Here is a 14,363-nt window from a genome sequence, read left to right as displayed (position 1 = left end):
GCATGTCATGGTCGCCTTCCATCAAGTCAGGTTTCCTTGACTTGATGGAAGGTAAACTTTACTTTTATGCCATGACGGATCAGACACAGCGGGCTGCCCGGCGGGTGGTCGCCCTGGATGGGGTGCCGGTTTTCGCCTGCGGCCTGGTGGCCCTGGCGCTGGGCAGCAGCCCGGACCAGACGTCCACGCAGAAGGTGTGGTGGATCGTCGTCACCGCGGCGTTCGCGCTGAGCCTCGCGTGGGCGCTGTTCCGGGCCTTCCGGCGAGCCGACGAATACCTTCGCAAGATCCAGCTGGAGAGCATGGCCGTCGCGTTCGCGGCGGTCCTGGTGGCGCTGCAGGTGGCCACCGTGCTCGACGCGACCGGCGTCGTCGCGCTCCATCAGACGGCCCAACTGATCATCATCGGTGGGGTGATGATCTGGCAGGTGATCGCCGACCTGCGGACCCGGTTCAACCGATGAGGAACAGGCTGCGCGAGCTGCGGGCGGCCCGCCGGTGGAGTCAGGCTGATCTGGCCGAGCGGTGCGGCGTCTCCCGGCAGGCGATCAACGCCATCGAGACCGGTAAGTACGACCCGAGCCTTCCCCTGGCCTTCACCCTGGCCGGCGTCTTTGACCTGGCCATCGAGGAGATCTTCCAGCCCGACCGTTCTTGACGTGCTCATTCAGTACCGATGTTACTTTCGGGTTTCCTTTCTTGAAATGGGCGACGGCCCGGTCATACCTTTCGGGTGACCGGGCCGTTGCTGTGAGGCATTTCAGGCGGTCGGAACCGGGAACTCGCCCTTTCCGGCGCCGTCGAGGAAACAGTCCCACTCGTTGGCGTCGAAGATCAGGGGTTCACGGTCCGGGTTCTGCGAGTCGCGGATAGCGACGTAGCCTCCGACCTGCGCGAACTCGACGCAGCCACCATTCGCGGAAGACTTGGTGGACTTGCGCCACTCCGCGTCGGCGAGGTCGACCCGGTACTTGTCCATGAAAGCTCCTACTGCTGCTGCTCAAAACTGCGGACGGCGGCAGCAATCAGTTCGCGGGACTGCTGCTTGCTGAGTGCCGCTGCGGTGATGTGATTCAGCGAAAGATTACTCCGTGCCAGATCCTCTTCCCGTTCGAGGTACAGGTTTCCGGCCTGTGATTCGACGTAGGCGACGGGAGTGTGCAGCTCTTCCGCGAACTCGAACAGCGTGAGCGAACCGAGCGATCCGGGATGTCCACCGTTGGTGAACGGAACTACTTGGACGGTCACCTGTTTGGGCAACCGCAGCAGATGATCGAGCTGCCGGGCCATCACCTCGGGGCTACCGACGTGCCGGTGCAGCACGGCCTCGTCCACGATCACCCACACCTCCGGGGGATCCTCGTCGAAGACCCGCTCCTGGCGCTCCAGGCGGATCTGCACCTGACGGTCGATCTCGGTGTCCGGCATGGCGGGGTGGTTCGCCTCGGTCAGCGCGTGCGCATACTCCTTTGTCTGCAGCAGGCCGTGCACCATCAGCGGCTCGAAGATCCGGATCTTCGTGGCGGCCGACTCCAGGCCCAGGAACGTGGCGAACGGGGCGGACACCGCGCCGTACTTGGACCACCAGCCGCGCTGGGCGCCGAGGCGGCGCAGTTCGAGGAGCTGGACACGCAACGGCTCGGGTACGCCGTACAACTCGAGAAGGGCCTCCAGCTCGGCCTGCTTCATGCCGACCTCGCCGCCCTCGATCTTCTGGATCTTGCTGACCGAGCAACCCAGTCGGCCCGAGGCGTCCTGCTGCGACTTGCGGGCGGCGCCACGCAGCTGTGACATCTGCTCACCCAACTGCCAACGGGGGATCGTGGGGCCAATGGGTCGCGGCATGCTGCTGTCCTCCATCGACTCAAGAGGGTGATCGTCGGCCATCTTCGTCCGATGTGCGGCGTACAGCAATGGTTTCATCCGAAAGAGATCCGCATTTCAGCATCACCCGTTCGGGAACCAAAAAGTTACGGCATAAGATTGACGCTCTCTGTTGGTAGAGCCACTCTGGACTCAACGACACCCCGGCGAACCCGACCCGATGGGGACCGACATGTGGCACAGGAGAGACCTTTGAACGGCGCCGGTCATCAACCGGACCAGGCCACCTACGACTGTGTGGCCTGCGAGAAGCCGTGGCCGTGCGACCCGGCCCGAACGCATCTGCTGGACGACAGCCGCGACCCGGTGCAGCTCAGCATGCGTCTCTGGACCGAACTGGAGCACGCCGCCGGACCCCTGCGCAACGAGCCCCCCGCGGCACTGTTCGACCGGTTCCTGAAATGGGCCCGACTTGACTCCTGACGAAGACTTCCGCGCCCAGCTGGCCGTCGAGCGCCGCTACCCCGGCTGGCAGATCGACCGCGCCACCCAGCCCCGGACCGTCCGACCCGACCTGCGCGTCCCGGCCGGCCACTACTGGGCCGTGCACTGGGAACTCGACGAGCCCTGCCTCGTCGCCGCCGACCTGGACGGCCTCATGCACCAGCTGACCAGGCGCGACACCGCCCGCATCGCCACCGTCCGCGAGGTCGCCGAAGCCCGCTGGCCGGGCTGGCGGGTCGGCTACTCGGGTGCCGGCGCGACCGGCGTGGCAGGCATCGAGGTGCCACCCGGCTACTTCTACGCCGTCCGCCGGGGCCTGCGCCGCTGGCGGACCCGCCCGGTGATCGGCGCCAACCTCACCCAGATCTGCGACCGCATCCGCGAATCCATCCGCCCCGCCCCGAAGGGCCACGCGGACTGAGCACCCCGGCGGCAGCCGCTCGGCAACCGGGTTGCAACCGGGCGTGCGGAACATGGCGGGGTGTTCGACAGGTCTGACGACGAAGTGCTGCTGGAACCGGCGGCCTACCCGGAGTTCGGTGTGCTGGACGCGGCGATCGATCGCCGCGACTGGGCGAGCTGCCGGGCCGTGCTCGACGCCGTCCCGCTGAGCGGACGATCCATGTTCCTGCGGTACGCGGCCGAGAAACCGGGCCTCGAGGAGTGGCTGCGCCATCTGCTCCAGGCCGACCCCTGGGACAGCACCGCGTCGGCCCTGCTCGGCATGCACCTGACCGACATCGGATGGAAGATCCGCAGCTCGCTGCGGGCCGAACACGTCAGCGCCGCCCAGTTCGAACAGTTCCACGCCTGGCTGCGACGGGCCGAGGCGGTCCTGATCGACGGGGCGGCACGAGCACCGTACGACCCGGCGATCTGGTCGGCCCGGCTGACCACCGCCCGCGGCCTTCAGATGGAACCCGCCGAGGAACGCCGCCGCTATGACCGGATGGCCGCCGCCGACCCGCACCACGTGAACGGGCAGCGGCAGTACCTGAACAGCCTCCTCCCCAAGTGGGGCGGCAGCTGGCCGCAGGCGCACGCCTTCGCCCGCGAGGTGATGATGGCGGCCCCACCCGGAGCACACCAGGGCGCACTCGTCGCCGAGGTGCATGTCGAACAGTGGCTGGACCTCGGCGGCGAACACGAGAAGGCGGCCGCCGCCCACCTGACGGGTGCCCGCGACACCCTGTACGAGGCCGCCAACCGCTCGATCTGGCACGCCGACTTCCGCCGCGACCCCGGCTGGGTCTCGGTGGCCAGCACCTTCGCCATGGTGTTCGCCGAGATGAGCGACCAGGAGCCGGCGGCCCGGGTGTTCGCGATGCTCGGCCCGATGGCCAGCCGATGGCCCTGGTACTACTACGACGGGCACGACGAACTCGCGGTGATCCGTCGCCACCGCCGCCGGTCGGCGTCGGCACTCACCGGAGGACGCCGATGATCGCCCAGGGGAAACTCGACGGTGTTCCGGTGCTGCTCAGCCCGGCCCCCGGCCTGATGCGGGCCGGCCTGGTCTTCCGGGTCGGGTTCGCCGACGAGCCGCTGGCCCGGCACGGCATCACCCACCTGCTCGAACACCTGGTGCTGTATCCGCTCGGGCTGAGCGACTACCACTTCAACGGAACCACCGGGGTCGAGCACACCTCGTTTCACATGCAGGGCTCACCGGACGACGTGGCCCGGTTCCTGACCGGCGTCTGCGCGTCACTGCAGAACCTGCCGACACACCGCCTCGACGTGGAGAAGGAACTCCTGCGGACCGAGGCGAACGGCCGCGGCGACGGAGCACTGGACGCGATGCCACTGTGGCGGCACGGCGCCCGCGACTACGGCGTGTCCTCCTACCCGGAGTTCGGCCTGCCCGCGATCACCGCCGACGAGCTGCGCGCCTGGGCGGCCCGCTACTTCACCCGCGACAACGCGGTGCTCTGGATCGCCGGTGACCACGTGCCGGCCGGGCTGCGACTGCCCCTGCCGGGCGGTCGGCGCGAGCCCCTGCCCGTGCCGTCCAGCGCGCTGCCGGTCACCCCCGCGTTCTTTCCCGGTCCGCCCGGGGTGGTCGCCTGGAACGCCATGGTGCCCCGGCACCCCGCCTCCCAGGTCTTCGCCGACCTGCTGGAGCGCGAGATGTACCGGGCGCTGCGGCAGGAGGCCGGGCTGTCCTACACGGCCGGCAGCTCGTACCGGGAGATCGGTGCCGACGCGGCGATGGTGGTCGCGGTCGCCGACGCCCTGCCGGAGAAGCAGGAGGCGGTCTTCGGCGGCCTGGTCGACGTGCTCTCGACGATGCAGGTCGGCCGGATCGACCAGGCCGACCTGGCCGTCGTGCTCCGGCAGCGCGGCGAGACCCTGTGGAACGCCGACCAGCAGGGCAACCGGATCGCCGCCGAGGCGGCCGGCCTGCTCGCCGGGCGGCCGGTACGGCAGGTCGAGGACGAGATCGCCGCGATCATGGCGGTCACCGTGGGTGACGTGGCGGCGGTCGCCGGGATGGCCCGGGGGAGCGGCCTGCTGATGGCACCGGAGGGCGTAGACGCCCGGTGGGCCGGCTTCCAGCCGGCGCCGCAGCTGTCCGAGCAGGTGGTCATCGGGACGGTGCACGCCGCCCATACGGGCCGCGACGCGCATCTCATCGTCGGCGACGACGGCGTCACGGTGGTCGGGGGAGACGATCATCTGACGGTACGGTTCGACGCCTGCTCGATCGTGCGGGCCTGGCCGGACGGCGCCCGCCTGTTCGTCGGGCACGACGGGATCATGGTGCGGGTCGAGCCGACCCTGTTCCGCAACGGTCACCAGGCGGTGGCCCTCCTGGACGCCCGCACCCCGGCCGGCCTGCGGGTCGACCAGCCGGCCCGCCGCCCGGACCGGATCCCGGTGCCACCGTCGGACGAACCGCGCCCGCAGCCCCCACCCACCCGCGCCGAGAAGCTGGAGGCACGCCGGATCCGGGCCAGTTACGTGCTGGCCGCGATCTTCGGCCTCGGCGTCGTCTCGCGCGTCGTCGAGATGACCGGCGACCGATACGGCGAAGACGCGCAGCTAGCGCTACTGGCCCTCCTGCTCGTCGGCGGCGCGGTGATCGCCACAAGCCGCATCCGCTCCCGGCGCCGCCGCCTGGCTTGATCCGCGTGAGGCGTCGCCGTTTGGCTTGATCCGCGTGAGGCGCCGCCGCCTGGCTTGATCCGCGTGAGACGCCGCCGCCTGGCTTGACCCGTGTGAGGCACCGCCGTTTTGGCCTGATCCGCGTGAGGTGCCGCCATCCAGCCTGTTCCGGGTGAGACGCGGTCGGCCGAGCTGTTTCGGGCAAGGCGTCGTGGCTTGGACTGTTTAGGGTGTGGCGCGGTTGGCTGGGCTGTTTCGGGTGAGGCGTCGCCACCCAGCCTGTTGAGGGTGTGCCGCGGTCGGCCGGGCTGTTCCGGGTGAGGGCGTCGTGGTCTGAGCTGTTTCGGGTGAGGCGTCGCCGCCAAGTCTGCTCTGCTGGGCGGCCGCGTGTCGGCTGGCGGGATGGCGGCGTGGCGCGGGCCGATCTGCTCGGGCCTATCCGCACAGGGCCGATCTGCACGGGCCGACCTACGGGAGGGCGGCGTCGCTCGGGTCGGGCGGTGGGGCGATGGCGTCCAGCGCGGGAGCGAGCGGGGTCAGTGCGGCCCGGACCAGGTCTGGCAGCGACCCGGCGACCACAACGAAGCCGGGGATCGATGTGGGCGTGGTCGTGGCCTGCAACCACTGGTGGAGCGCGATCCGCGCGGCGGCGGCGACGGCCGCCGCCAGGACGCGGGCGGCCAGCGGGTCGGCTCCGGGGTGCCGGGCGAGGACGGCCCCGGCGAGTGGCCCCTCCATCATGGTCGCGGTGTCGGCGTAGCAGGACCGCAGTGCCGGGCTCGACGCGATCATGAGCATCGCCCCGGCCGGACGGTCGCCGGGGTCGACATACGACGCCGCGACGGCGTCGATCACCGCGTCGGACAGGCGGGTCTCGGCTGGTCGGCTGATCACCGCGGCGGCGAGACGGTCCGCACGGTCGGCCGCGATGGCGGAGACGATCGCCTGTTTCTGGCTGGAGAAGTAGTTGTTGTACGTGCGGGGTGAGACGCCCGCGGCGCCGGCGATGTCCTCGACCCGGACGTTGTCCGGCCCGTGCTCGAGCGCGAGCCGGAGCGCCGCCGCCTGCAAGGCCTCCCGGGTGGCCTGTTTCTTCCGCTCCCGCAACCCCGTCATGGGCAACAGTCTGCCAGAAATCCTGCGTCCACGCAAAATTGCGTGCACGCACTTTTCTGTTACGGTTGCGGCATGCGCGCCAACGGCATCGCCTACAACACCGGATTCCTGTCCCCGATCGAGCCGCTCGACCTCGAGAGGGTCCGCCGCGAGCTCGCCATCATCCGCGATGACCTGCACTGCAACGCCGTCCACCTGATCGGCGGCGACGCCGGGCGGATCGAGGCCGCCGCCCGCATCGCCGCCGATCTCGGGCTGGAGGTGTGGTTCTCGCCCTATCCGATCGACCTCGACCCCGGCCAGATCCAGGCGCTCTTCCTGGACTGCGCCGACCGGGCCGAGCGGCTCCGCGCGGCCGGCGCCCAGGTCGTGCTCGTCATGGGCGTCGAGCTGACCGTGATGAACCGTGGTTTCGTCGACGGCGAGACCCTCGAGGAGCGCCTCGCCCAGCTGTTCGCGGGGCGGGTCGCCGAGGCCCGCGTTCGACTCGGTGAGTTCCTGCGTGAGGCTGTCGCCGCCGTTCGCGAGCGGTTCCACGGCCGGATCACCTATGCGGCCATCCCGTTCGAGGGCGTCGATTGGGATCTGTTCGACATCGTCACGCTGGAGCTGATCCGCAACGCCGAGGTCGCCGGGCAGTTCCGCGAAGCCGTCCGCGGGCTCACCGCCCAGGCCAAGCCGGTGGCGATCACCGGCTTCGGCACCGCCACCTGGCGCGGGTCCGGCGACGTGGCGCCACGCAGCATGGAGATCGTCGAGCACGACCCGGCCACCCGGATGCCGCTGCGGATCTCCGGGCTTTACCAACGCGATGAGGAGGAGCAGGCCGTCTACCACCGGGAGATGCTCGAGATCTTCGACAGCGAGGGCGTGGACAGCGCGTTCGTCTACCTGTTCGCGCTCGACGACTACCCGCACCGGCCCGGTGGTGATCCACGAGACGACCTCGACCTGGCCAGCTTCGGCATCGTCAAGGTGCTCGACGGGCCCTCCGGTGAGACCTATCCGGGGCTGCCCTGGGAGCCGAAGGCGGCGTTCGCGGCGATCGCGGAGCAGTATGCCCGCGACGGCTCCGGCTGAGCGGGGGCGTCCTCCGTTCTGGGAGCGGTGCCGGGTGTTGCCGGGCTGCGCCGGCGGCGCCCGTACCGTACCCCCGTGATGTCGTCTGGTTTGGTCTTGTCCTGGTGAGTCCCGGGGAAGCGGTCGCTCTGCTCGCCGGTGGACTGACCGCCGGCGCTGTCAACGCCATCGCCGGTGGTGGCTCACTGATCACGTTCCCGCTGTTGGTCGCGCTCGGGCAGCCGGGTGTGGCGGCGAACGTGACGAACGCTCTCTCGGTGGCGCCCGGCTACGCGGCGAGTGCGGTCGGGTCGCGCCCGGACCTGGTCGGGCAGGGCCGGCGGATCCTCACGATCCTGCCCGCGATCGTCGCCGGCACGCTGTGCGGCAGCGGCATCCTGCTGGTCACGCCGCACGAGGTGTTCGACATCGTGGTGCCGTTCCTGCTGCTGGCGGCAGCGCTGATGATGGCGTTCCAGGATCGGCTGCGTAACCTGACCGGCAACCCGGCGAACCGGCCGGCGCTGATCCACCTGACGGTCTTCGGCTGCGGGCTGTACGGCGGCTACTTCAACGCGGCGATGGGTATCCTGCTGATCGCCATCCTCGGCCTGGTTCTGGACGAGCCGCTGCGTCGCCTGAGCGCATTGAAGAACGTGTTCAGCGCTGTCGTCGGCACCACCACGGTGCTGATCTACAGCATCTTCGGGCCGGTCGACTGGGCGTTCGTCGCCGTGCTGGCCCCGGCCACGATGATCGGCGGCTACGTCGGCGCCCGCGTGGCACGCCGACTGCCGGCCAAGGTGCTGCGCTGGATCATCGTCGGGTTCACCACGGCCGTCGCGACCGCCCTGTTGGCGAGGTGAGCCGCCGTCATCTGCCGGCAGTGCCACCGCGACGGTGCGCCGGTCAGGATCCGCTCCACGTTGGCCGGATGGGCTACCGTCACCGGCCGTGACCCATTCCACCATCGAGATCACCGCCGAACTCGTCCATGAGCTGGTTCGCGAGCAGCATCCGGACCTGGCCGGTCGACCGGTTCGGTTGGGTGCCCGGGGGTGGGCCAATCAGCTGTGGCGTCTCGGCGACGACCTGGCCGTCCGCCTGCCGTGGGCCATCGGTGACGTCGATCGGCAGATCGTCGACGAATACAGCTGGCTGCCCACGCTGGTCCCGACCCTGCCGATGGCGGTGCCGGTTCCACAGCGGCTCGGCGAACCGTCGGCCCGGTTTCCGCGGCCCTGGATGATCACCACGTGGGTTCCGGGTACGCCCGCCGACCGGGAACCGGTCACCCGGAGTGACGCGGCCGGGTCACTGGCGGCGTTCCTGACCGCGCTGCACCAGCCCGCTCCGGACCGCGCCCCGGAGGGTCAGGATCGGGGCGGCCCGCTCGCCGACCGGGCCGACGGTTTCGAGAACGGGGTGCGACTGGCCTTCGAGCGGGGCCTCATCGACGATCCGGACGCGGTCCGTGCCGTCTGGCGTGACGCGGTGAGCGCGCCGGCCTGGTCCGGGCCGCGCCTGTGGTTGCACGCCGACCTGCATCCGGCCAATGTCCTCACCGACGGCGGTTCTCTCTGTGGGATCGTCGATTTCGGAGACATGTGCGCGGGCGACCCGGCCTACGACCTGTCGGCGGCCTGGCTGCTGCTGCCGGACGGTTCCGTCGACGACTTCTATGCCGGATATCGGCCGGCCGCGGATGCCGCCACGCGGCGCCGGGCCCGCGGATGGGCGATGGCCCGCGTGCTCAGCGGCCTGCTCATCGGCGATAACGGCGTGCATGGACGTCCCGGCGGCAAAGCCACCTGGGCGCCACCCGCCCGCGCGGCCCTACGCCGACTGCTCGCCTGACGTTCGGCCCTGCCCGTCGGCAGTCGGCCCGTTCGGCCGGTCGCCGGCAGTCGGCCCTGCTCGGCTGGCCGTCGGCAGTCGGCCCTGCTCGGCTGGCCGTCGGCAGTCGGCCCCGCTCGGCTGGCCGCCGGCAGTCGGCCCCGCTCGGCTGGCCGCCGGCAGTCGGCCCTGCTCGGTTGGTAGCCGACATGCGCCCGCCGGCCGCCTGGCCTCGGGGTCTCAGCGTCGGCCGTCACGCCGCCTGAGTAGGACGACGACGCCCACGATCACCAGCACGACCGGAAGAAGGAGCCCCCACCTCAGCAAACCTCTCATGCCAGAGACCGTCCCACCCCGGCGCGGCCTCCGGATCATCCGCGCCGGGTGAAAGCCACCAAGATCGACACTGGTGCGGGGTGCGGGGTGCGGGGTGCGGGGTGCGGGGTGCGGGGTGCGGGGTGCGGGGTGCGGGGTGCGGGGTGCGGGGTGCGGGGTGCGGGGTGCGGGGTGCGGGGTGCGGGGTGCGGGGTGCGGGGTGCGGGGTGCGGGGTGCGGGGTGCGGGGCGCGAGGCGCGAGGCGCGAGGCGCGAGGGAAGGGGTGAGGCGCGAGGGAAGGGGTGAGGCGCGAGGGAAGGCGCGAGGCGCGAGGAAAGGGTTGAGGTGCGGGAGAGGAGCGCCGGGGGCCTGGCCGGAACGGCCGGTTGAACCTCGGCTGCCGGGTGATATCGGGCAGAGTCGAAGCGCGGTACGGCGATAAGGTCGCGCGGTGACCGAGCCGAGCCCCACTCAACGCGTCCTGGACGCCTCCGACATCGACCGTTCGATCGCCACCGCGCTTCCCGGCCGTACCGTCGCCGACTGTGAACCGCTCTTCGGGGGTGGCTTCGCGACGGTCTGGGCAGCGCGCCTCGACGACGGCACCGACGTGGTGGTCAAGGTGGGGCCTCGGCCGGAGGCGAAACTGCTGCGCTACGAACGTGACCTGATCGCCGCCGAGGGTCGCTACCTGCTGCGACTGGCCGCCGAGGCTCCCGAGGTGCCGGTGCCGCGGGTGCTCCACACCGGCCCGGACCTGCTCGTCACCGGACGCCTGCCCGGCACCAACCTCGCCTACGCGTCCGACGACTTCGACGACGCGCCGGTGCGGGCCGACTTCGGGGCCGCGCTGGCCCGGGTGCATCGGCTGACCGGCGACCGGTTCGGCTACGACGCCGGCCGGACCGGTGCCGACACGTGGTCGGCCGCGTTCACCGCGATGATCGACGAGCTGCTCGACGACGCCGTCGACTGGGACGTGCCGCTGCCCGCCCCGGCGGAACGCATCCGCGAGTTGGTGACCAGGCACGACCGGCTGCTCGACACGGTCCGTCGGCCCGCGCTGCTGCACTTCGACGGATGGGACGGCAACCTGCTGGTCGCCGACGGCCGGCTCAGTGGTTTCGTCGACGGCGAACGGTTCCTCTACGGCGACCCGCTGCTCGACTTCACCTCGGCCGCCCTGTTCCGGCGCATCGAGGACGAACCGGATCACCCGTTCGTCCGCGGTTACGGCGGCGTCCGCTTCGACGCCTCGGTGCTGCGTCGGTTCAGCCTGTACCGGCTGCACCTGTACCTGCTGATGACCGTGGAGATGCCGAGCCGCCGGATCACTCGCGAGGCGCACCCGGACCGCTATGCCCGGCTGGCCGAACTCCTCGACGGCGAGCTGACAGAACTGGGCCGCCCGGTCCCGTCAGGACCGTGACACAGCCGGTGATGACGGCGACGGCGAAGCGAGAGCCTTCTCGACGGCGGCGACCGTGGCCGCGTCCACCGCGCCGGTCGGCTCGACACCCAGGGACTCCTGGAACCTCATCACCGCCGACGTGAGCTCATCGGTCCACCTGCCGTCGACCGGGCCGTCCCAGAATCCGGCCAGCTTGAGCGTCTGCTGCACGGCCGCGGTGGAGGCGATCACCTCGTCGGCGGCGGCACCGCCCTTGGCCCGCAGGTCGTCCTGCAGGGCGGCGTCGGTGGCCTTGTCGACGGTTCCGGTGACCGGCAGACCGTGGGCCTTCTGGAGCTCCTGGACGGCGGCGACGGTCGTCGGCCCGTACACCCCGTCCACCTCTTTCTGGTAGTAGCCGGCCTGGGCCAGCGACTTCTGCACGGCCAGGGTGTAGTCGCGGGCCCGGCCGCGCTGGTCCTCACTGAGGCAGCCGCCCTCGGTGAGCAGGCTCAGCCACGACATCTCCAGCGCGACGGCGGCCGCGTTGAACTGTTCGGACGCCTGCCGGAGCGGGGTCTTGTCGGTGATGCCCTGCTGGGCGGCGGTGAAATCGGTATCGGCCTGCCGCACCCGGCTGACCGCGGTGCCGGAGACCGACGCCTGGACCGAGGGGGTGTTCAACGGCGACGCGGCAGGTGACAGCGACGCCCCGGCACGGGCTTCGGCCAGTTCCTTCTCGGCCACCGTCACCGCGTCCCGGGCGCGAGCCACCCCCTCGGCGGCGTCGGCCACGTCACCGCGTGGCTCGGCCAGGTCGGCGCCCGCGTCCTTCACGTCACCGACCGTCGTCGCGGTCGCGTTCATCAGATCGCCGTAGCGGTCCAGCGCCGTCACGTACGAGCTGCCGGCCCCGCAGAACGCGGCGACCTGCTCGGCGAGTTCCGCCTGTGCCTCGACCAGCGCCTCCTGCTTGTTCGTCAGCCGCCGGTCGTCGTCGGCGTCGCCGCACCCGGTGGCCGCGAACAGCACGACGACCACCAGGGCACCCGCCCGGGCCCGCATGTCAGCGGCCGTTGCGCTTGCGTAGCAGCACGACGATGCCCGCGACCACCAGCAGCAGCGGAAGGATCAGTCCCCACATCAGCCATCCGTTCATGGCGGCCACGGTCGCAGCCGGACGGCCGATCGCGGATCACCCGTACCGGGTGAAGGCGGGACGCCGGCTCAGTACCGGAAGTTGTTGACGATCGCCGTCATCTCACCGGCCAGCCGGTTCAGGTCGGCGACCGCCTCCTGGCCGCTGCGTGCGTTGACCGAGGCGTCCCGGGCCGAGTCGGCCACGTCCGAGATCGCGCCGGTGACCAGGCCGGTGTTGCCGGCCGCCTCGGAGACGCTGCGGCTCATCTCCTGGGTGGTGGCGGTCTGTTCCTCGACGGCCGACGCGATCGATGTCGTGTAGTCGCCGATCGTGGAGATGACCTGCACGATCTGGTTGATCGCGGTGGCCGCGGAGGTGCTGATCGCCTGGATCGCGGTGATCCGGGCGGTGATCTGCTCGGTGGCCTGCGCGGTCTGCTGGGACAGCTCCTTGACCTCGCCGGCGACGACGGCGAAGCCCTTACCCATCTCGCCGGCGCGGGCGGCTTCGATGGTGGCGTTGAGGGCGAGCAGGTTGGTCTGCTCGGCGATGCTGGTGATCAGCCGGACCACGTCGCCGATCTCCTCGGTCGCCGTGCCGAGCTGCGCGACCTGGCTGTTGGTGCTCTCGGCGACGGTACGGGCGTCGTTGGCGACCTGTGCGGCCTGTGCGGCGCTGCCGGCGATCTCGGCGATGGCCGCGTTCATCTCCTCGGCACCGGCGGCGACCGACTGCACGCTCTGGTTGACGGTCTGGGTGGCCTCGGCCGCGGTGCCCAGGTTGTCGGAGACGTGCACGACGTTCGAGCTGAGCTGCCGGGTGTCGTCGGCGAGCCGGTCGGCGGCGGCCTGCACCTCGGCGGCGGACCCGGCGATCCCGCGGACCGTGCCGGCCACCTTCTCCACGAATCTGTTGAACGCCGCCGCCAGCCGCCCGGCCTCGTCGTCACCGCGCACGGTGGCCCGCTGGGTCAGATCGCCGTCACCATCGGCGATCTCCGCCATCCGGTCCCGGAGCCGTTCGATCGGCCGGACCACACCGCGAGCCACCACCAGGGCGATCAGCGCGGCGATGAGCAGCACCGCTCCGGTGATCCACAGGCTGATCATCATCGAGTTGTTCGCGGCCTCCAGGATCGTCGCGGTCGGCACGGTGACGATCAGCGACCACGTGTCGGTCTCACCGAGCGTGAGCGGCGCGGCGATCTGCACCCGCTCGTCGTCGCCGGTGATCAGCCGCCGGACGGGCGTGCCCTGCTCGACGGCGTTCGCGGCCAGTTCGGCCACGGCCGGGTCGGTGGGCTGTCCGGCCTGGGCCGGGTCACCGCCACCGACCAGCAGCCCACCTGCGCTGACCAGGATCGCGTCGCCGGTGCCGAACGGTTTGATCTTGGCGAGAGCGGCGGCGACCGCGTCCAGGGTGATGTCGATGCCCGCCACCCCGACGGACTTCTGGCCGGTGAGGATCGGTACGGCCAGCGAGGTCATCAGCACCGACTTGTCACCGATCGCGTACGCGTACGGCTCGAGGACCTTCTCCTTGCCGGATGTCTGGGCGATCAGGTAGTAGTCGCCGTCGCCCGGCTCGGTGTACGAGGTCAGGGCCATCGACTTGATCGCGTCTCCGTCGCGGTACCAGTACGGCACGAACCGGCCGGTGGCGTCGTGCCGGGCGTCGCTGCCCCGGAACCGGGCGTCCCGGCCGTCGAACGCGTCCGGCTCCCACGCCACCCATGTCCCGAAGTAGCGGGGGTGCCGGTCGAGCAGCGTCCGCAGCATGCCGTTGGCCGTGGCGCGGCTGCCACCGGAGGCCGCCTCGGTGGCCATCATCCCGCTCAGGTCGCGGGCGCTGCCGAGCGCGGTCATCAGCTGTACCTGCAGTTCGGCCGCGTTGCGGACACCGATCTCCTGGGCCAGCTCGAAACCGGTGTCCCGCGCCTCGGAGAGGTTGCGCCTGGTGATGACGGTGGCGACGAGCACGAGCGACACCCCGGTGATCAGCAGTACGCAGATGATCAGCCGCAGTTTGATGCTCAGCCGGTTCAAACCCATCACACTGAGATCTTCGGCA

General features: G+C 70.7%; 15 protein-coding genes. 10 read left to right on the top strand and 5 right to left on the bottom strand.

Features of this window, described 5'->3' with window-relative positions:
* Positions 1 to 71 precede the first annotated feature (71 nt).
* Complete coding sequence (locus Q0Z83_RS16825; protein ID WP_317794874.1) at positions 72 to 464, top strand: hypothetical protein; 393 nt, start codon at positions 72 to 74, stop codon at positions 462 to 464.
* The gene (locus tag Q0Z83_RS16820; protein ID WP_317794873.1) at positions 461 to 658 is read left to right on the top strand and encodes a helix-turn-helix transcriptional regulator; all 198 of its coding nucleotides are present in this window, start codon (positions 461 to 463) and stop codon (positions 656 to 658) included. The genes Q0Z83_RS16825 and Q0Z83_RS16820 overlap by 4 nt, the downstream gene beginning before the upstream one ends.
* Positions 659 to 760: 102 nt before the next feature.
* Here Q0Z83_RS16820 and Q0Z83_RS16815 read toward each other — a convergent pair whose 3' ends face one another.
* Both Q0Z83_RS16815 and Q0Z83_RS16810 read right to left on the bottom strand, forming a co-directional pair.
* Positions 761 to 979: a DUF397 domain-containing protein gene (locus Q0Z83_RS16815; protein WP_317794872.1), complete on the bottom strand. Its 219-nt coding sequence runs from the start codon at positions 977 to 979 to the stop codon at positions 761 to 763.
* Between the two features lie 8 nt (positions 980 to 987).
* Positions 988 to 1,845: a helix-turn-helix domain-containing protein gene (locus Q0Z83_RS16810; RefSeq protein WP_317794871.1), complete on the bottom strand. Its 858-nt coding sequence runs from the start codon at positions 1,843 to 1,845 to the stop codon at positions 988 to 990.
* Positions 1,846 to 2,076: 231 nt separating this feature from the next.
* Here Q0Z83_RS16810 and Q0Z83_RS16805 point away from each other — a divergent pair, with 231 nt between their 5' ends.
* The 4 genes from Q0Z83_RS16805 to Q0Z83_RS16790 are packed head-to-tail and all read left to right on the top strand — an operon-like array spanning position 2,077 to position 5,457.
* A complete protein-coding gene (locus tag Q0Z83_RS16805; RefSeq protein ID WP_317794870.1) occupies positions 2,077 to 2,307 on the top strand; it encodes a hypothetical protein in 231 nt (76 codons plus the stop codon).
* Positions 2,297 to 2,749 carry a hypothetical protein gene (locus tag Q0Z83_RS16800; RefSeq protein WP_317794869.1) on the top strand — a complete coding sequence of 151 codons (453 nt, stop codon included), beginning with the start codon at positions 2,297 to 2,299 and terminating at the stop codon, positions 2,747 to 2,749. The genes Q0Z83_RS16805 and Q0Z83_RS16800 overlap by 11 nt, the downstream gene beginning before the upstream one ends.
* Positions 2,750 to 2,809: 60 nt before the next feature.
* A complete protein-coding gene (locus Q0Z83_RS16795) occupies positions 2,810 to 3,772 on the top strand; it encodes a hypothetical protein (RefSeq protein WP_317794868.1) in 963 nt (320 codons plus the stop codon).
* Entirely contained in the window at positions 3,769 to 5,457 is a 1,689-nt protein-coding gene (locus Q0Z83_RS16790) for a peptidase M16 family protein (RefSeq protein ID WP_317794867.1), read from the top strand. The genes Q0Z83_RS16795 and Q0Z83_RS16790 overlap by 4 nt, the downstream gene beginning before the upstream one ends.
* A 447-nt stretch (positions 5,458 to 5,904) precedes the next feature.
* Here Q0Z83_RS16790 and Q0Z83_RS16785 read toward each other — a convergent pair whose 3' ends face one another.
* Positions 5,905 to 6,552: a TetR/AcrR family transcriptional regulator gene (locus Q0Z83_RS16785; protein WP_317794866.1), complete on the bottom strand. Its 648-nt coding sequence runs from the start codon at positions 6,550 to 6,552 to the stop codon at positions 5,905 to 5,907.
* Between the two features lie 72 nt (positions 6,553 to 6,624).
* Here Q0Z83_RS16785 and Q0Z83_RS16780 point away from each other — a divergent pair, with 72 nt between their 5' ends.
* The 4 genes from Q0Z83_RS16780 to Q0Z83_RS16765 all read left to right on the top strand — a co-directional run bounded on the left by Q0Z83_RS16780 (position 6,625) and on the right by Q0Z83_RS16765 (position 11,191).
* Positions 6,625 to 7,632: a hypothetical protein gene (locus Q0Z83_RS16780; protein ID WP_317794865.1), complete on the top strand. Its 1,008-nt coding sequence runs from the start codon at positions 6,625 to 6,627 to the stop codon at positions 7,630 to 7,632.
* 104 nt (positions 7,633 to 7,736) lie between these two features.
* Positions 7,737 to 8,477: a sulfite exporter TauE/SafE family protein gene (locus tag Q0Z83_RS16775; RefSeq protein WP_317794864.1), complete on the top strand. Its 741-nt coding sequence runs from the start codon at positions 7,737 to 7,739 to the stop codon at positions 8,475 to 8,477.
* Between the two features lie 88 nt (positions 8,478 to 8,565).
* Entirely contained in the window at positions 8,566 to 9,468 is a 903-nt protein-coding gene (locus tag Q0Z83_RS16770; RefSeq protein WP_317794863.1) for an aminoglycoside phosphotransferase family protein, read from the top strand.
* Between the two features lie 745 nt (positions 9,469 to 10,213).
* Complete coding sequence (locus Q0Z83_RS16765) at positions 10,214 to 11,191, top strand: phosphotransferase family protein (protein WP_317794862.1); 978 nt, start codon at positions 10,214 to 10,216, stop codon at positions 11,189 to 11,191.
* On the opposite strand, the gene Q0Z83_RS16760 is transcribed toward Q0Z83_RS16765, so the two are convergent.
* Together Q0Z83_RS16760 and Q0Z83_RS16755 are read right to left on the bottom strand one after the other, a co-directional pair.
* Positions 11,180 to 12,217: a peptidoglycan-binding domain-containing protein gene (locus Q0Z83_RS16760; protein ID WP_317794861.1), complete on the bottom strand. Its 1,038-nt coding sequence runs from the start codon at positions 12,215 to 12,217 to the stop codon at positions 11,180 to 11,182. The genes Q0Z83_RS16765 and Q0Z83_RS16760 overlap by 12 nt on opposite strands.
* A 162-nt stretch (positions 12,218 to 12,379) precedes the next feature.
* Positions 12,380 to 14,344 (bottom strand): methyl-accepting chemotaxis protein, encoded by a 1,965-nt coding sequence (locus Q0Z83_RS16755; protein ID WP_317794860.1) that lies wholly within the window; start codon positions 14,342 to 14,344, stop codon positions 12,380 to 12,382.
* Positions 14,345 to 14,363 lie beyond the last annotated feature (19 nt).

Origin of the sequence: Actinoplanes sichuanensis, assembly GCF_033097365.1 — a bacterium.
Classification (GTDB): Bacteria; Actinomycetota; Actinomycetes; order Mycobacteriales; family Micromonosporaceae; genus Actinoplanes; species Actinoplanes sichuanensis.
Note: the sequence above shows the minus strand (reverse complement) of the source record. Positions and strands in the feature narration are given on the sequence as shown.